This is a genomic window from Croceibacterium aestuarii, from assembly GCF_030657335.1.
Taxonomy (GTDB): Bacteria; Pseudomonadota; Alphaproteobacteria; order Sphingomonadales; family Sphingomonadaceae; genus Croceibacterium_B; species Croceibacterium_B aestuarii.
The window spans coordinates 230,013-250,314 of record NZ_CP131039.1; the positions used below are offsets into that span (position 1 = coordinate 230,013).

Annotated in this window: 1 protein-coding gene (running past one end of the window); it reads right to left on the reverse strand. The window is 64.9% G+C overall.

Annotated features, from left to right (window positions below; translation table 11 throughout):
- On the reverse strand, positions 1 to 20,207 hold the 5' portion of the coding sequence (locus Q7I88_RS01065; protein WP_305097194.1) for an Ig-like domain-containing protein. Its footprint begins 17,470 nt before the window's first position; 20,207 of the gene's 37,677 nt are visible here — the first part of the coding sequence; its start codon is at positions 20,205 to 20,207; its stop codon lies off the left edge, out of view.
- Between the last annotated feature and the right edge of the window lie 95 nt (positions 20,208 to 20,302).

Consider the following 20,302-nt stretch of genomic DNA (forward strand, 5'->3'; position numbering starts at 1 on the left):
ACGCCATTATTGGTCGAGACGTAGATGTCGCCCGAATCGGGATCGACGGCGAGCGCGATGGTGATGCCGTCACCGTAGGAATCGAGGATTTGCCCGCTTGCCGGGTCGAGCCGGACGAGGGCCCCGCCCCCGGTCGTCGCCCACAGGCGCCCTTCCTTGTCGAAGGCCATGTTGAAGATCGGCACGTCGAGCTGCGCCAGGGGTTCGCCCGCCACGCCGCCTTGCGCGCTGAACTTCCAGATCGTCCCGCGATTGGGTCCACCCGATACGAGGAAATCGCCGTCGGGCGTCTCGACGATGGCCATCGGGCCGATCCCGGCATCGCTGGTGCCGATGCCGGTGGCGAAAGCGTTGGCGATGAACGGGCTGAGCACGGAGTCGAATTCGCTCGGCCGGGTCAGCGGATCGGCGGCGGGCACGTTGGCCTCGGCTTCGAGGAACAGCGCATTGGTCGATGGCTCGGGCGAAGGCGCCGGCGGCTGCCCGAAATTGGGCGCGGTCGTGCCGGGCACGCTGGGCACGCCGCCGAGATTGACCGAGGACCCGTCATCGACCGCGTTGACGCCCGGGCGCGGCACTTCGCGATTGCCGGCGATATCGGTCGCCAAGGCCAGGAATTCGTAGCTCTTGCCTGCCTCGCCCTCGAACACCATCGACCCCGACGCGTCTGCAAGCTTGCGTTGCCAGATGCGGAAATCGCCGCCATCCTCGGCCACGTAGAGCGTGACGTGCCCGACGCCGGAGCCGGCACCGTCGTCCTCGACATTCCAGGTGATGTTGAAGTCCGACGTGCCGGGAACGCGGGTGGCGGTGATCGTGCTCGTGGGAGCCTTGGCGTCGATCACCTGGCTCAGCACGGTCGTGTCCTCGGGCGCGAAGCCGGTCATCACCACGCGTGCCGAGGCGGTGATTTGCTCGCCGGTGAGCAGGTCCTCGCGCGGCTCGACCGTGTAATTGACGAAGCCGGCTCCGGTGCCGAGCGCGTCGTTGGGCGCCAGCAGCCCGCGCGTGTCGTCCTCCAGCACTTCGCCCGTCAGCGCGTCGATCGCCTGGATCAGCCAGCTCGCGCTCGCCGGGTCCTGGAACAGGTCGAGCACCGCGCTCACCCGCAGGATGAAGCCGCGGGTCGCGGTGAAGTCGATCTCGGTCTGGAAGTTGCTGCGCCCGTCGGGGACGTCGATGGTGATGTCGCCGATCTTGATGTCGCCGAAATTGAACGTGCGCGGGTCGAGATCGGGATCGAGCTGGGTGACGACCCGGATCTCGTTGACATAGGCACCCGACCCGGCGGCATTCTCGAACCCGACCGAATAGGGCAGCGCCTGGTTCTCGGGCAGCCAGCCCTGCGTCTCGAGCGTCGAAGGGCCGGTGATCGAGGCGAGCCGGCCGACCTCGCCCTCGCTCGAGAAGACATTGCTGAAATCGAGGCTGGCGAAGGGATCGCCGTCGACCGGCTCGGGCCCGTTGATCTGGAAGTCGGCCGGCAGGCCCGCCCCGCGCTGGTCGAAGGGCATCCACGGCACATAGACGCGGAACGCCTCGAACTGCGTGGGATTGGACAGGCCGAGGTCGAAATCGGCGAAATCGGGCAGCGCCGGGATCGGCACCTCGCCGACATAACGCGGGCTCTGGCGCGGATCGTAGAAGTCGATATCCGCCATCAGCCCTTCCTGGTGGCCGTAGAGCTGGCGAACCTGCTCGAAGAAGGAGATGAGGTCACCGGTCGAGCGGATGTCGTTACCCGCGGGTCCGAACAATATGCCCGAGGCGAGCGTCGCCACCATCGAGACAACCTGCGCGTTCTCGCGGATCGGCGGCAGATCGCCCTCGGCCCGCAGCAAGCCCGCCTCCTCGAGCGCGGCGAGATAGAGATCGACCCATTGCCCCTCGTCCGCGGCGAGCGCCAGCAAAGCGGGCGGCGCATCGTCATTGGCGAGGATGGCATTGCGCATGTCGCGCGCGGCATTGCTCTGGAAGGCGACGAATTCGTCGCGCGTCATCGTCGTCGCGGCGGCGGCGATGTGGAAGCGGAACGGGATGAAGGGAATCTCGTCTTCGCTGGGTACCGCGCGGTTGGCATTGTAGAGGCCCACGAAATCGAGCCCCTCAAGCACCTTCCCGGCACCGGGCACCTCTTCCTCGACGGTATCCTTGACCGCGTCCCACCATTCCTCGAGCCCCGCCTCGCCCGAGGCGAGCAGGTCGTCGAGTTCGGGGAAGACCTGCTCCATCTGCGAGCGGAAGGTCTCGAAGGCCCGGTCCGACATCGCCTTCAGACCCGGATAGGTCAGCACGTTGAAGGTGAAGCCGTCGAAGCCGCTCGCCGCCTGGTCGTACAGAAAGCCCGAGGTCAGCAGCTGCCCGTTCGTGTTGGTAATCGACTCCAGGTTGCGCCACGGCACGTCTTCGTTGGCCGTGCCCACCGCGCCTTCGGGCGTGCCGCGGATGTTGGTGAAGAAGTCGAGGAAGGCGAGGCCGAAGACGTACTGGTTGAAGTTCAGCTCGGGCACACCGACCTGGAAATAGGTGTAGGGCGCGTCGAGGTTGGACTGGTTCTCCAGCGCCACCGAATAGGTCGCCTGGTCGCCCGCCAGGATCACCCGCGGGCCGCCCACGCCGATCGTCACTTCGGGTTCGATCCCGCGCTCGATCAGGAAGCGATAGGGCTCGACCGTCTCCTCGCCATTGGGATTGATGATCTTGAGGTCGTAGAGTCCGTGCGGCGCGTCGGTGAAATCGAAGGTGGCGATGATGGTCGAGGCGTCGATCACTTCCCACGCCACCGGCTCGAATTCGGCGATGCCGGGGCGCGAGAGCTTGACGATCGCGTCCTCGTCGAATTGCGCGCCCTTGATCGTGGTGGTGACGTATTTGCCGTCGCCGCCCGTATCGGTGTCGATATCAGTGATCACCAGCGGCAGCAGGTCCGCCGTCAGCGTCACCTGCGTGCCGTCTCCGGGGCCCGAATAGCCGCGAACCAGCACGTAATAGACGCCCGGTTCGGTGCCGGGGACGATGGCGGTCAGTTCCTGCGCCAGCGGGCCGGTATAGGTGGCATCGAACAGCGCCGAGGTCGGCACGCCGTCATGACGGATGAAAACCTCGTTGATGCTGCGCTCGTCGTCCGATCCCACGCGAAAGCGCAGGGTTTCGTCCGCCGGGACCTCGATCTTGTAGAGCCGCTCCTGCCCCGGGGCGAGATCGACCGTGAGCGGCACGCCGAGCTGCAATTCCTTGACCGATATGGCGAGCGTGGAGGGCGAGGCGGTGGTGTTGTTGGCCTCGCCGGTATCCTCGTGCAGCTGGTTGCGCACGTCGGTGCGCACGATGATCCGGTAATCGCCCTCCTCGGCCCCCGGCAGGGTGGTGTTGAGATTGAGCGAATAGCTCTGGCCCTCGAGCAGATTGCCGCTGAAACTCTGGCGGCCGAGCAACTGGTCGCCGATGTCCCAGGTCGCGTCCCTCGACAGGTACACCGCGTCAGTCCAGCTGCCGCTGGCAGTGACCGTACTCTTGTTCTCGACAGTCCAGCTGATCGCCACGTCGTCTCCCGGCCGCCCGCTGGAAGGGATGACGATGTCGGTGACCTGGATGTCGGAGGGCGGCGGCAGGTCGATGATGATCGGATCGACCGTGCCGACCGTGTTGTTGCGCTCCTCAGCCTCGAACACGTCGCCGGTCGAATTGTAGCGCGTGGGGTCGGTGACCACGAAGACGTAATAGGCATCCGTGCCAAGATTGCCCGGCATGGTCAGATCCAGGCTGACATCGTAGCTCTCGCCCGCACCCAGCCCGCCGGTATGCCTGACGCTGCCGAGATATTTGTCCGACGTCAGGTCGAGGAACGGATCGCGCGAGAGATAGACGAGGTCGTTCCACATCCCCTGCTGGGCCGGGGTCTGCCCGCCGGCATTGGTGACCGTGTATTCGACCGTGAACTTCTGCCCGCGCACCGCGCGTTCGGGCGCGACCAGAGCGCCGACCTGCAGGTCGGGCGCCGAATAGGGCGACAGCGTCACCGTTGCCGCGGTGGTGTTGTTGCCCTCGCCCTGGAATTCGCGCACCTGGCCATTCGAATTGCCACTCACCCCGCGCAGACGCGGCGAGAGGGTCGAGCCGCCATAGCCCGACTGGCCCGGCCCCGAATCCGCCATGGCGATGACGTGGAATTCGCCTTCGAGTTCGAACGGCAGCGTGACCGTGGCGGTGGCGATGTAGAATTTGCCCGGCGCCAGCGCGCCTTGATGCGGGACTTCGGCCTTGATCTCGATGCCGTTCTGGCCCTCGCGCGTCATCAGCCAGTCGCCGGTGTCGAGCGAGGCGTCGAGCGAGAGGTAAAGGCGGTCTGTCCAGTTGGTCTCGCGCGTGGTGCGGGTACCGACATTCTCGACCTTGAAGCTGATCTCCACCGTCTCGCCAGCGGTGAGGTTCTCAGGCAGGGTTAGCCCGGTGACCTGCAGATCGGGCTCGCGGTAGATGACCGGGAATTGCGCCGCGCCGCTATTGCCCGCGGGCAATTCGAAGGCGGACTTGGCGAAAGCGCCGTCGCGCAGCGAAGCGTTGTCGCCCCGGGTCACCACCTCCGGCTGTGCCGGATTGTTGCCGCTGACATTGGTGAACACGTAGACGTAATATTCGCCCTCCACCCCGGGTGGCATGCTGAATTCGGCGGTGTTGGTGTAGCTCTCCCCGGTCGCCAGCCCGTTGGCCGGCTGGAGGATGGTCGAGACCAGTTGCGCGCGCTTCGGATCGAAGGTCGGATCCTTCGAAATCCACACCTGGTCGCGCCAGTAGTCGGTGCCGTCCCACACATCGGCGCCATCGTTGCGCACGGTATAGGTGACGCTGGTCAGCTCGCCCGAATAGGCCGGCATCGACGGGGCCGAGGGAACCACCGAGACGACCCGCAGGTCTGCCGGGGTGTTGGTGACGTTGGTGGCGTCGAAATACTGGTTGTCGAGCTTGTTGGCGTCGGCCCCGTATTCGGAGACGACGATAACGTACATGCCCTTGGCCGCCGGGTTGAGGTCGAAGGTCTCGGTGCGCGAGTAGGAGGCGCCTGGATCGAGCGCGCGCAGGTTATTGAAGGAGCCGAGCAGGAACTTGTCGTGCGCGTCCTCCAGCAGCGGCGCATCGGCCAGATAAACCTGGTCGCGCCAGCCACTGGCGGTCACATCGCCCGCCGCCTTGACCGTCCAGCTCACGGTGAACGGCTGGCCGCCGGCGCCGGTGGGATCGGCATCAACCGCGGTGACGGCGATGTTCTTCGTCGTCGATTGCGCCGGAGTGCCGACGATATCGATCGCGCGCGCGCGATAATTGCTTGAATTGTATTCGCTGGGATCGTCGGGATTGATGTTGGGAACGAGCGGATCTTCGAGCAGGGTGCCGTAGGGATCTACCCATGGCGTGATGTAATAGGTGCCCGAAGTCAGGCCGGTCGGCAGGGTAACGGTCAGCTGGCGATCGTAGCCTTCGTCTTCCTGCAGTACGCCGTCGACATATTTGAGCGTGGTCAGCAGGATGTCGCCCTGCCCGGGATGCGGCCGGTTCTTGTCGCGGGTGAGCCAGATCTGCTCGGTCCAGGTGCCCTTGTCGGTCTCGCCCGCGCCGCGATTGGTGACGGTGTAGCGGACGTCGATCGTATTGCCCTCGAACGCCTGTGCGGCGGTAACCACATTGTCCACCACCAGGTCGGCGAAGGGGATCGGTTCGACGTAGAGCTCGTGCGCGACGAGATTGCTGGCGTCGGTATCGTTGGGCCATTCGTCGACCGCGTTGCCGCTGTCGGCTTTGACCAGCACGTAGACCGTGCCGCGGAAACGCTTGGGCCCGGTGAACACATCGGAGACCGAGCGATATTCCTCGAGCGAGCCCAGCGCCGAAGCGTTCTGCAGCGAGGAAACGAGGATGTCGTCGCTCGACAGCTTGTCGTCGAGCGAGAGCCAGACCTGGTCGGTCCAGGTGCCGCTGGCCTCCTCGAGGCCCTGGTTGACCACGGTGAACTCGATCGAGGCAGTGGCTCCAGCGGTGACCGTGTCGGGGCCGGTAATGCCGCTGACGGTGAGGTCAGGCCGCGGCAGGACCGAGACGACGATCGTGTCGTCGTCCACCGTCTGGTTGTTGCCCGACGCCGCGCCATATTCGTAAACCGAATTGCCGGCATCGGTGACCACCACGATCTCGAACGCGTCGCTGGTCTTGACCGGCAGGCGCATTTCCTCGCGCCTGGTGTAGCTCTTCCCGGCATCGAGCGGGCCGGTATAGGAATAGGAGCCGATCAGCGTGCCGTTGCCGCTATCGCCGACCCGGCGCAGGTAAACCTTGTCGATCCAGCTGCCGGTTGCGGGTGCCGCGCCGTTGTTCTTCACCGACCATTCGACGTCGATCACCGTCCCCTCGACGCCGGTGGACGGCGCGGAGATACCGGTAACCACGAGGTCGGGAGAGGGAGCGAGCGAGACGTCGAAGGTGCCCGATTCCCCGCGATTGTTGTCGGTGTAGATGAATTCGTAGGGGCCGCCGCCGGGATTGCTCGTGCCCGGCACCTCGATCGCGATGCGGTATTCTCCCGCGATCCCCTCGGGCAGGGTGAAACTCGCGGTGCGGCTGTAGCTGTCCTCGGGCGCGAGGAAGCCGAGATGGTTGACCTGCCCCAGCCGCACGCGTCCCGACCCGTCGGTCTTTTCCAGCCACACGCTGTCGTACCAGTTCGACGTGTTGGTCAGGCCCGGCCCCTGATTACCGACCTGCCAGGTGACCGTGATCTCGTCCCCCGATTGCGCATTGCCAGGTGCATCCACCCCGACGACGTAGAGGTCCGCCCACGGGAACGGCGAGACGTCGAACGGTTCGGCCATGGCGGTGCGGTTGTCGTCGGCGCCGTTCTCGAACACGGTGTCGCCCGCATCGCTGCGCACGAAGAGCGTGTAGCGTCCGTGAAAGCCCGCCGGCAGGATCAGGTCGAGACTGGCATCGTAGCTCTCGCCCACCTCAAGCGCACCTTCGTGCAGCAGTTCGCCGAGTACGATATCGTCGCCATCGCCAAGGATGTCGTCCGAGCTGACGATCACCTTGTCGACCCAGCTATCGGTCGCGCCGGGGCCGGTGCCGTTGTTGGTGACGGTCCAGCCGACGGTGACGCGTGCCGGGTCCTCCACGGTCAGCGTCGGCGCGCTGACATTGCTGACTTCGAGATCGGCATAGGGCGCGAGACCGACTGTCAGGTCGGCCGACGCGAAATTGTTCGCCTCGCCCGCGCTCAGTTCGGCGATCTGGCCGCCGCTATCGGTACGCAGCAACAGCTTGTATTCGCCGCTGGCATCGATCGGCAGCAGGACCTTGAGCGTGCCGTCATAGGTCTCGCCCGGCGCCAGCGCGTCGGGAGCGACAAGTTCGCCCAGTTTGATGTCGGTTGAACCAATTGTGCCGTCTCTTGAGAGCCAGATTTCGTCGGTCCAGCCCTCCAACGTCGTCCCGCTCCCGCCGTTGCGAATGGTCCAGCTGACCTCGATCTCGGTGTTCGACTGAAGATCGGCACCGCCGTCCTGGGCAAGGTTCTCGGGCACGAGGTCGGCATGTGAGAGCACCAGCTCCAGGCTCGCTCCGTCATTGTCGGTTTCGGCCCCGCCCTCGAAGATCTGCCCGTAAACGTCGGCGCGCACGAGGACGTGATAGCCCGCATCGCCGAGATTCTTCGGTAGGGTGACCGCCTGGGTGACCTCGTAGCTCTCGCCCGGGGCGAGGTCAAACAGCCGCCCCACGGTGCCCAGGATTGCCGCGCCCGAGACGGTCTCGTCATCGTCGATATAGATGCGGTCGGTCCACGGCGCAGTCGCCGGCTGGGTGCCGGTGTTGCGGATGACGTAGGTGACATCGACCTGCTGCCCAGGCACCGCGCCTTCCGGGACCGAGAGGCTCTCGACCACCAGATTCGCCGAGGGCGCGGAGGCGAAGGTGATCGGCGCTGAGACGCCGATATTGTCGTCATCGAGGAGGTTCTCGAACACCGTTTCGCCGGCATCGGTGACGAGTATCAGCCTGAACTGGCCCGACCGCCCGTCGCTCACGCTGACCGGGACCGACACTGAATAGGTCGATCCCACGGCAAGCGGCGCGTCGTGGGTAACTTCGGCGAGCATCAGGTCGTCGTCGCTGGCGGCCCCATCGGAGGAGAGAAGGATGCGGTCCACATGGCCGCCCGACGCGGCGGCGTCGCCGGTATTGCGCACACGCCAAGAGACGGTGAAGGTTTCCCCGCCCGACACCGTGCCGGTCGGTCCGAACACCGCATCGGCGACCAGGTTGGGCGCCTCGCTCGTCAGCGCGATCGAGGCCGGCCCGCCGACATTGTCGGCACGGGTGTCGGGCTCGACGACATCGGCATCGGCATCGGCGACGACGAAGATCGAATAGGTGCCCGCGACATCGCCCGGCAGCAGCACCGAGGCGGTCCCCGCATAATGGGCCCCGGCCGCCAGCGCCGTATCGCGCACCACCTCGCCGAGCACCACATCGTCCTCATTGCCGAGCACGCCGTCGCTCGACAGAATGATCCGGTCGACCCAACCGGCGGAAGAGACCGCGGGAACCGGCCCATGGTTGGTCACGGTCCAAGAAACATTGATCGTTTCCCCGCCTGCCGCCATCGCGGGCGCCGAGACGCCGCTGACGGCAAGGTCGGCATAGGCGGTTTCCTCAACATCGAAATTAAGGACAGGGGTGTTGTTGGCCTCGGCATTGTATCCCGCGGCGACCTCGCGCATCGTGCCCGCCGCGCCATTGGCACCGCGATCGCCATAGACGGTGACCCGCACGCTCCCGGCCGATGCCATGCCCTCTGGCAAGGTGAAGGTCAGGCTCTTGTCGCGGGATCCGCCCGCCGCCAGCGCATCGGTCGAGGCAACAGTGGTGTCGAGCAGGACCTGACCATTATCGAGATTCTGGATGTAGATGCGGTTGGTCCAGCCCTCGACGGTGGCGACATTGCCGATATTGCTCTCGGTCCAACTCAGCGTGATCGTGTCGCCCGAGGCCGGGGTGGCGGCGTCGATGGCGAGGTTGTCGAGCTGGATGTCAGGCGAGGAGACGATGTCCTGCGTCTGCAGATTGTTCGTCTCGCCGGTAGCGCTGTCATTGGCCTCGGCCACCTCGTCGAGAACGTCGGTGACGATCTCGAAGCGGAAATTGCCGTGGGCGCCGACCCCGTCGGGCCATACCACCTCGACCGAGGAATCGCGGCTGGCCCCGGCATCGAGCGCGCCTGCATTGACGATCGTGGCGAGATAGAAGGTCTGGTTGCTGCTCGTGTTGCGCACCGAGATGCGCTCGGAAAAGCTGCCCGCCGTGGCGCGGTTGCCGTTATTGGTCGTGGTCCAGGTGAGCGTCACCGGGTCGCCCGGCGCCCAACCGAAGGTAGGGTCGGGCTGGAGGTTGGAGGTGACGAGGTCGATGAACGGCGCGAGCGTCGAAACGACTTCGATACTCGCGGTATTGTTGCTCTCGGCGGTACCGTCGAGATTGGCCTCGGCCACCGTATTGGCATCGTCCAGCGCGAGCGAGAAGGACAGGCGGCCGACGGCGCTGTTGCCCTCCGGCAGGGTGATGTCGACCTGCCGCTGACGCTCCCCGCCGGCCGGGATCGTGCCGCCATTATCGTCGAACAGGTAATTGCCGATTACCTGCCCGGTATCGAGATTGCGCACGATCACCCGGTCGGACCACAGCCCCTCCGCGGGCTGCTGGCCGGCATTGGCGGTCTTCCACGCCAGCGTGACGGTTGCACCCGAATAAATGCCGTCTCCGCTCATCACTGCCAGTTCGGCGGCGACAAGGTCGGGTGCGTTGTTGGCGTCGAGGTCGATTTCGACGGGATCGCTTTCGACCTGCTCGATGACGTTCAAGCCGTAGGTGTAGATCGCGGAGGCATCGCCGATGCGCCCCTCGATGAGCAGGGTGTAGGTCCCGGTCGAAGGCAGGGTGAAGGCTTCGAGGTCCTGGAAGTTGTTGATGAAGAGCTGGCGCCCCGTGGGACTGATCAGCCGCCAATGCGCCGTGCCGCCAGAGAGCGAGAGGCGGTCGAAGAAGAAGGTGTCGCCGGCTTCGGCATCGAAGCGGTAGATTTCGGTCTCGGAAGCCGGGCTCAGTGTGCCGTTGACCGGCAGGCCCGGCGTCAGGTTCTGGCCGCTGGCGAGGTCCGAGACGCGGATGGCGAAGGGGCGGCCGACCACGTTCTGGTTCTCGACCCGCAGCACGTAATCGCCCGCGGGCAGGCGCAAGACGGGATTCCCGGAGATTTCCGGCCCGTCCGATTGGCGGAATTCGCGCGAAGCGACCTGGCCGAGGGGACCCGTCAGCGTCCAGGCGAGGTCGTTGTCGTTGGTCAGCGGATCGACGTTGACCAGCGTCTCTTCGGTCAGGCTGAACGAGAGAACCGCGTTTTGATATGGCTGGTCGAGGCTGGCCGAATAGGTTTCGCCCAATGTCAGGTCGTCGACGAGATCGGCCAGGCGGGTGACCTGGAACTGATAGGCGTCGGTCCCTGTATCGGCGATGCGCCCTTCGAACATCAGGTAATAGGTGCCGTCGCGATCGAGCGTGACCGGCCCGTAATCGCGGTCGAACGTGTCGTGGAACACCTGCCGCCCATTGCCATCGACCAGCCGCCACTCGCCAAGGCCTTGATTTATCTGGAAATCGAAGAAAAAGCGTTCGCCTGCCGCGGCGTCGAATGTGTAGATCGCCGTGGCATTGGCCGGGTCGAGTGTGCCCGTGGTCGGCGTGCCCAGCGGCAGCGCCGCGGCATTGGCGAGGTCGAGCAGGCGGAAGGCAAAATCGCCCAGCGCGTCGCCCGAGCCGTCGATGGTCAGCGTGTAGTCGCCCGCCAACGCATAGATCGCGGTTGAATCGTTGCGATAGGTGGAATCCGAACGCTGCAGCGTGCCGCCCGCGATCTCTCCTTCGGCGCGAGCAAGCGACCAGGTGAGACCGTTGTTGTCGGTCAGGCTGTCGAAATGAAGAAGCGCGGCTTCGGGCAGCGAGAAGGTAAAGCTTCGCCGCTCGCCCGCCTTGGACAGGGTGCCGGAAACCTGCGTGCCGAGTGTCATCGCCGCACTCGTCTCGACCATTTCGACCAGCGCGAATTCGAGCGTTTGCGGCGTAGTGGTGCCGATCCGGCCTTCGACCAGCAATGTGTAGGTGCCGTCGCGGTCGAGTGTGAAGCCCTCGTAATCGCCGATCCGCGTCACAGGGTAGACCACGTTCCCCTTGGGATCGACGATCTGCCAGAATGGCGAATTGGACCCGGAGACGAGGTCGAGGAACAGGCGCTGCCCAGCGGTGCCGTCGAAATGATAGACGTTGGCCGAATTGCCCGGCGCCTGCGTCAGTGCGACCGTGTCGCCGATGGCGATATCCTCGCCCGCACCCAGATCGAGCACCCGCAGCAAGAAGCTGCCGGTATTGCTGCCGCTGGCGGAGATCGCCATCTCGTAGTCGCCGGGATCGAGCCATACCACCGACTGGCGATTGCGGCCTTCGTAGGAATCGGTGTCGATAAAGCGGACCGCGCCGCCATCGTCGGTCGTCCCGGTGATATCCCAGTACAAATTGCCGTTATTTGTCAGGGTATCGACCGCGACCAGCGTCCGCTCGGGTAGGGTGAACCCGTAACGCTGGATCCCTCCCGCCTGCGCGATTGCGCCGCTGACGGTTTCACCGAGCACCAGCGCGGCGACGGGGTCGGCAGCTGGTGTCATCACGAGGCCGACATTGTCGATGTCGATATTGGCGATATTGCCGCTCGTATTGCCCGAGATCGCCGGTCGATAGGCTTCGAGCTCCGCACCGCCGAGATAATATTGGTCGACCAATGTGGTCGCGGTGCCGCCCGGCGGGGTCAGGATCAGCGAGACGAGCATGCCGCCATCGGCGCGCTCGAGCACCACTTTCACATGCGCCCAGTCGCCTGCCACGAGGTCGAAGCCGGGATCGATGCCGTCGAGCAGCTTGGTGCCATCGAAATGCATCTGGATGTGGTTGTCGTTGGGATCGTAAGAGCCACCATTGTCGGTATCGAAGTAGAATTCGATCGCGCGGTCGAACGCGTCCCAGTCCGCGGTGGCGGGGCCGGCCGGGCCGTAGAGCGAGACCGGCAACAATGACAGGCCGAGCCCGTAGGGCCGCCCCGACTGGCCAGGACGGTTCTGGATGCGGAAATCGAAATCGAGCGCGATCTGGTCCTGCCGCCCCTCGCCATTGGCGGAGAAATAGGCCGTGTTGGTCTCGTTGGTGGAAAGGATGTCGGTCAGCCGCAGGACGTTGTTGCCGCCATCGTCCACCACTTGCGCGGCAGAGCCGCGATTGTTGTAGAGGACATAGGGCAAACCGCCCGAGGACTCGAAGTCCTGCAAAGTCTCGCCTGTGCCATCGGGCTGGAGCGGCACCTGGAAGACGAAGGAATAGGGCACGTCGCCCGAGTTGCTGTCGCGGCCTTCGAGCAACAGCGTGTAGGTCCCCGCCACGGGCGCGGTGACAAAGCCGATATCGGCGATATTGGCCGGACCGAACACCACATTGCCGTTCGGGTCGATCAGCCGCCACTTGTTCTGGCTCGATACGCCATTCAGCACGTCGAGATAGAAGCGCATCCCCTTGGTCGCGTCGAAGCGGTAGAGGTCGGTCTCGCGGCCCTGCTGGCCGAGCACCCCGTTATAGGTGCCGCCAGCCACCATCTCCTGCGCGGTGCCGAGATCGAGGAGGCGGAAGGCGTAGGCGCCGGTAAAAGCGCCCGCCCCGTCGAGCGACAGCGTCCATTCTCCCGGCCCGAGCCGCAGCACCGGATTGCCGCCGAAATCGTAGCCGTCGCTCGAGCGCATTTCCCGCCCAATGACAAGCGTGCCATCGGGACCGGTCAGCGTCCAGTTGACGTTCTGCAGGTCGCTGAAGCTGTCGAAGACGACGGTCTTCGTTTCGGCCAAGGTGAAAGTGTAGCGGTCGGTCTCGCCCGGCTGGCCGATATCGGAATCGACGCGGGCCCCGATCGCATAGGCGCTGGTCTGCGCCGAAAGCGGGGTGACCGAGAAGGCGTAGCTCGCGGTCGATCCGTGATGGATATTACCTTCGATGAGCAGCGTGTAGGTGCCCGCGATATCGAGCGTGAGCCCGTCAATATCGGACATGCCCTGCGGTCCGAAGACCTCCTTGCCGAGTGGATCGAGCAGGCGCCAGTGGACGTCGTTCTGGACCGAGACGACGTCGAACACGAAACTCTCGCCTGCGTTCGCCGCAAAGCGGTAGGCAGCGGTGGAATTGGACGGGTCGAGATCGCCGGCCACTTCGCTGCCGAGCGGCAATGGCGCCACGTTTGCGAGGTCGCGCAGGCGGAAATTGTAAAAGCCGACGGTGTCGCCCACCCCGTCCACTGTCAGCGTATAGTTGCCCGGCACCAGGGACAGAGTCGGCGAACTGGAAAAGTCCGACCCGTCCGACTGGTCGAAACGCCGGTCGTTGACGATCGTCCCCTGCGGCCCCTCCAGCGTCCAATGGAAGTTGGAATTGTTGGTCAGGCTGTCGAAATAGGCGAGCGTGAAGGTGTCGGCACTGAAAGTGTAGCTCTGCGTCTCGCCCGGAATGGCGAGGCGGCCACTTACCCCGTTGGCGTTCATCGATTCCAGCGTCGCGCCCGAGGACAGGCCGGTGTCTTCGAACTCCAGCGCCAGCAGCAGGCCCGCTGTGCCCGAGGGCGGTGCGCTGGCCATGTCGGCAGCGACCTCCCCGGCGGTGCGCGCCACGTCCCACAGCCGGAACGAATCCACCGCCCCCTCGACCATGCCTGCGTAATTGGCCGGGGAGTCGTAGCGCCCGATCCAGAGCGGCTGGTCATTGTCGTACATCTGCGTGTTGCGAACCGTGCCCGATGCCTGCGCGACGCCATCGACATAGAGAGTCATCTGGCCGTTATCGCGATCGACGACGGCGGCGATGTGGACCCACTGCCCGGCCTTGAACACGCCCGAAGCGGTGCGTATCTCCTGGGCACCCGAATTGTCCGCGACATCGAGATTGACCGTGCCGTTGGCATTGACCGACAGGTGATAGGATAGGCGCGTGGGCGTATATTCGTTGCCCTTGCTCGCCAGCACCGTCCAGGTGTCGGTGAAGCGGTCGAGCTTGAACCAGCCTTCCAAGGTCATGTTCTTGGCGGGCGAGGTACTTGTCCCGTCGGGCACTTCGACGTAGTCGACACCGCGCAGCGCGAGCGCATTACCGTCGACGCCCGGGACCACCAGCGGCGCATCGGGGTTGGCACCGCCGAGCGTGATCGGGATCGCATCGTTGACCGGCACCGAATAGAGCGCGAGGCGATAATCGAGCGGCCAGTTGTGCCATACCTTGCCCTCGACAAGCAGCGTGTATTCGCCGCCCAGGGCGAGCACGCCGGTCTGGAAGTCGTCGAAGTTGAGCGGTCCTGCGACCTGCCTTCCATAAGGGTCGATCAGCCGCAGGCTGGCGCGGTTGCTCGATGATCCGAAAGCCAGCGCGTCGATGAACAGCTGCTCGCCGGCATCGACGTCGATCTTGTAGGCATAGTTCTCGCCCGAGCCCGAGATGGTTCCTTCGGCCACCCCGCACTTGCCCAGCGGCACGGCGGTCGCGAGGTCGAGGATGCGGAAGGCGAACCAGCCGCTGACACTCCCCGCGGCATCGACGGTGACCGTGTATTGCCCCGCCGGTGCGACGAAGACCGGGTTGCCTGCGCCAAACTCACTCGCATCGGCGTTGCGCAGATTGCGCGTGACGACGAGGCCGTCGGGCCCTTCGACGGTGATCCCGAAATCGCTGTCGTCATTCAGCGAATCCACTTCCAGCATCGTATCTTCGGCGAGGGTGAAGGTGTAAACGCGCTTGTCACCCGGTACGTCGAGCCGCCCCTGCACCGCGCCGTCGATGCTGGCGAGGTCGGAGACGACATCGACCGGCAATCCGGACACGCTCTCGGTCGTGGCACCATCGGAAAGGTTGTCGAATGACAGGCGGGTGACGAGGCCGGTCGTATCGCCCGGCGCGCCAACCAGCATGTCGCCCTGGATGTCGCTCTGCGTGCGCGCATGGCTCCAGATGCGCAATTCGTCGAGCCCGCCCTGCAGCCGGCGATAGGATTCGTCGATTTCCTGCGTGCTGCCCACATAGAGCGGCGTGTCGGGCGATCCGCTCGCCGAATTGGTGCTGATCGTACGCGAAGCGGCCAGTTCGCCGTCGAGATAGATCTGCATCGTGCCCGAAGGCCGGTCGATCACCACCGCGACATGCGTCCATTCGCCATAGGGGACCGAGCCGGAAGCGGTCTCAACCGTGTCGCTGGCCCCGCCCCTTTCGCTCGAGACGTGGATATAACAGCCGCGGTTGAACCACACCGAGTAAGTCCGCTCGTTGGCGGCGGTGCCCTTGTAGACGATGGGAGTCCAGGTATCGGGCGATTGTTCGGGATTGAGCCAGAACTCGACCGTCACCGTGTCGCGCAGGTCGAGCGCGGGATCGGCGACCTCGATTTCCTCGTGACCCGACATGGAGATCGCATTGCCGATCCGGCCGGGTCGCAAGGTGGGTCCTGAAATCGACCCGTCGAGCGGCAGCGCCGCGACAGAAGTGTCCGCATCGTAGAGCGCGAAGGAATAGGGACGGCTGGCGGCATTGTCCCACACCCGCCCCTCGACCAGGATCGTGTAGCGCCCGGTCTGGGCAACGGCGAACTCTTCCTCTCCGAAATTGCCGTCATAGACCGTCTGCTTGCCGTCGGGCCCGATCACCCGCAGCGTCGCCGAGCCCGGATCCTGGAACAGGCGGAAATAGAACCGGTCACCGGCCGTGGCGTCGAAGGAATATGTGTCGGTCTCGTTGGCCGGTTCAAGCGCCGCGCTGATCACGTCGCGAAAGGCGATCGGGGTGGCATCGGTCAGGTCGAGCAGGCGGAAGTGCGCTTCGCCGGTGTTGAAGCCATTGGCATTGACCGTGACGCGATAAGTCCCCGCCGCGAGCTTGATGACGCGCTCGGACGTATCCTCGGCAGCATCGGAATAGTAGAAATTGTCGGCGGCGATCTCGCCCGTGATCCCGGTCAACGACCAGTTCATCTGGGAATTGGCAGTCAGCGAATCGAAGTAGATGCTGGCATCGCTCGCGAGCGTAAATTCGAACGTCGCCTCCTCGCCCGGACGCGCGACATGGGCGATCGTCTCCTCGCCGATGACCAGCGCCGCGACGGGCGGATCGACCGGCCGGTCGAGAACGAAGGAAACGTCCCTCGAAGCGCCGGTCTGGAACACCCTTCCCTCGACGAGCAGATAATAGGTACCCGCCGCATCCGCGGTCAGGAACATGTCGCCGAGATTCTTCGGGCCCGTCAGATCGCGGCCATAGGGGTCGATCAGACGCACGCTGCCATAGGGGAGGCTGGTCAGCGCGTGGAGCGAGAACTGCTCCCCCGCCGCCGCGTCGAAGGCGAAGACCTTGGTCTCGTTCTCCGGCGTCAGCGTGGTATCGACCTGGCTGCCATCGGCGGAGGTCGCAGTGGCCGAGGCGGCCAGGTCGATCAGTTGAAAGGCATAGTCGCCGGTCGCATTGCCGCTCGCATCGATCAGCAGTTCGTAATCGCCGGCGGCAAGCAGCGCGTTGGGCAGGCGCGACAGGTCGTGCGAATCCGAATAGCGGAAATTGCCGTCGATCACGCCGTCGGGCCCGGTCAGGCGCCAGATGAGATTGGCATTGGACGTCAGCGAGTCGAATACCACCAGGCGGTCTTCGGGAAGCGTGAAGGTGTAACGCTGGACGTCGCCCGGCGCGGCCAGCGTCCCGCTCACCTGCGTATCGAGCGCCAGTGCGATCGGCGCGGGATCGGACGGGCGATTGAGCGTGAACGCATAATCGTCGCCCGCCGCGCTGTTCCATACCCTGCCCTCGATCAACAGCGTATAGGTGCCGTCGAGCGGGAGGGTGAGTTCCATGTCGGCGAAATTGAGCGGCCCGTTGACCTGTCGCCCGAAGGGATCGAACAGCCTCACGCTGGCAGAGGCGGCGACTTGACGGGTAAGGAAGATATGCTCGCCGGCGAGCCCGTCGAAGGTGAACAGCTCGCTTTCGCTCGAGGGGTTAAGCTCCCCGCTGATCGTCGAATTGTTGACCGCCACCGGCGTTGCTGATCCGAGGTCCAGCAGGCGGAAGGCGTAATCGCCGGCATCGCCTGTGACCTTGACTTGGTAGTCGCCAGCCAGTGGCAGGTCGATCGCGAGATCGCCGTATTTCTCGAAGGAATCGGAATAGTAGAAATCGACCGGACCGACTTCGACGCCGCGCGGCCCGACGATGGTCCACTGGCGGTCGGTCGTCGCAGCAAGCGAGTCGAAATAGAGCGTGGTCGGCCCGGTGGTGGAGAAGCTGTGCAGCGCGGTCTCGCCCGCGCCGAGCGTGCCCGCAACGCTGCTGCCGAGCGTGAACGGCGTGCCCGTGGAGGTATCGGCGGGGGGCGTGTTGCCGGTCAGGTTGACGCGGAACTGGTAGTCGTGCGTCGCGGCCTGCGAATAGCGGCCTTCCAGGACCAGTGTGTAATCACCGTCCATCGGCAGGGTGAAGCTCTGCGAGCCGTAGAAATAGCGCGGCGAGACGGTCTGGCGTCCGGTCGGGTCGATCAGCCGGAAATAGGTGTTGTGAGCGGTGCTTTCGCTTGGCTCGGCGATGGCGATCTCGTCGCCGGCCGAGCCGGTGAAGGTGAAGACGTCGCTCTCGTTCGCCGGGCTGATCGCACCTGAAACGTCGCTATCGTAGCCGATCGTCTGTCCCGCCGCGAGATTGAGCAGACGGAAGGAAAAGCCACCCGCCGCATCGCCATTGCCGTCGACCGTCAGCGTGTAGTTCCCTGCCCGAAGGTCGAGAACGGTATCGAAATTGGCGTCGATCGAATCCGAGCTCGAAAACAGGCGGGAGGAGACTTCCTGCCCGCGCGGTCCGGTCAGCGACCATGTGACACCCGGCGATGCCGACAAGGCATCGAACAGCAACTGCGTGTTGCTCGCCAGAGTGAAATCGTAGCTCGCCTTCTGTCCCGGAATCAGCGTGTCGGAAATCGTCGTGCCGGGCGCCAACGTGCCGGCGATATCGACCACTTCGAGCAGATCGGCGCTGAATTCGGCGGCTTGCGTCGCGTCGATCTCGCCCTCGATGACGATGGTATAGGTGCCGGTCTGCGGCAGGTCGGAAAGATCGAGGTCCTGCAGGGCAAAGGAGGGTTCGAGCAATTGCCCGTCCGGCCGGAACACCCGCGCCCGAAGATCGGCGCCGGTGTTGCTGGTCACGTCGAGGAATATATGCGCGCCCTGCGTAGCGTCGAATTCGTAGATTTTGGTCTCGGTCGCATGCACCGTGCGCTGGGTCGCGACGGCATCTGTAAGCGAGGAGTCGGCGGCAGTGAGCCCGTTCTCCTCGTCGAAATTCCAGTAGCCGACCAGTCCGCTTTCGGCGCCGGTCAGCGGGGTCATCCAGCTGTCGGCGATCTCGTTCTCGGTGCGCGCCCTGTCCCAGATGCGCACGTCGTCGAGCTGGCCGCCCCAGACGTAATCGCCCGAGGGCGTGGCGCCGATCGCCAGCGGCCCGGTGCTGTGCGCAATTCCCCCCGAATAAGCGGTTTCGCCGGCCAGCTCGCCATTGACGAACAGCCGCATCGTGGTCCCGTCATAAGTCGCCGCAACCTGGCTCCAGGCGTCGTCGGCAATCGTGGCGGAGACGTAATTCGTCGACCAGCCATTGATCCAGAAGCGCACCTCGCTGCCGAGCCGGATCAGGCCGTAGCCGTCGCTCCAGCTTGTGCTCGAGGTCTTGGCAAGAATGCCTTCGTAATATTGCTGGGGGTCGGGCTTGACCCAGGCTTCTAGCGTCAGCTGCGACGGCCGGTGCGCTGCGTTGTCCGGCACCAGCAGGTCGGCATTGCCATTGACGGCCCACCCGTGATTGACGCTGCCGGGCATACCTGAATAATCGAGCGGAGCGCCGTCGGGACGCGGGGCATTTTCCGACGCGCCGCCATCGCCGAACACCGAGCCGAACGTTCCGCCGAGCGGCACTTTTTCGCCGTCCGACAGATCGAGGAGGCGCAGGCCAAACGAACCTTGCGCATCGCCCTCGCCTGAGACGTCGAGCACGTAATCGCCGCCATCGAGGTCGAGCAGCGAATCCGCATAACTGCCGTCGGAGTGGCGCAGGTCGCGCCCGTCCACCACCGTCCCGTGCGGACCGATCAGGCTCCAGCGGAAATTGGGCGGGACCTTGAGCGCGTCGAAAAGCAGGCGCGTGTCGCCGGAAAGAGTGAGGTCGTAGCGGATCGAGCTGCCCGCTGCGCCGATCCGGTCGAAGATCGCCGTCCCCGGCGTGATTGTGCCACTGCCCTGGGTAACGCGCGACAGCGTGAAGGAATAGTCGAAGGCTTGGCTGTTCGAATCGCGTCCTTCGATCGCCAGCGTGTAATGCCCCCCGCGGTCGAGCGTGAATGGACCCGAATCGGCGAAACTCGCCGGCGCCGAAACCAGCTCGCCATCGGGACCCAGCATCCGCCACGAGGTGCTGCCGGAGGTGAGTACATGGGCATCGAAGAAGAAGCTGTCCCCCGCCGTCACGTCGAAACTGTAAAGGTCGGTTTCCTTTCCGGCATTGTGGCCGGAGACGACCTCGTCCGGCGCAATGTCGGCGGCATCGGCGAGGTTCAGCAGGCGAAAGCCGTAAGTGCCCGTGGCGTCTGCGGCCCCATCGACACGCAATGTGTATTCGCCCACTGCGAGGTCGAGAATATTCGAGCCCGGCGCGTCCTGCCCGTCGGAGGAGCCTAAGGCCTGAGGCGACTTTACCACCCCGTCGGGACCGACGACCCCCCAGGTGATGGAGGAGGAATCGGTCAGAGAATCGAAATAGAGCTTGGTCGGCTCGTCGATCTTGAACAGATAGCTGTCGACCTCGCCGGCGGAATCGATCGCCCCGGCTATCGCCGGCGCATCGGCGGAGAGCAGCAGGCGCGGTTCGAGCGGCTCGACCGCGATCCGGTTGCGCAACATGGAGGACGCGCGCAGCGCCGCCCTCTGTCGCTCACGGAAAGAGCGCGGTAGCGCCGATACGCGGCTCGCCCCGCGCGCGAGCACGTTGCGGAAATCGCCGAAAGTCATGGTGTTCATGCCCGCCCCTCCCGCGGGCCGCCGCCGGCAAGGACCGTCCGATGAGCGGCACGAAGACCGCCGAACATCTGCACTTTCGAATGATCGCGTCCCAC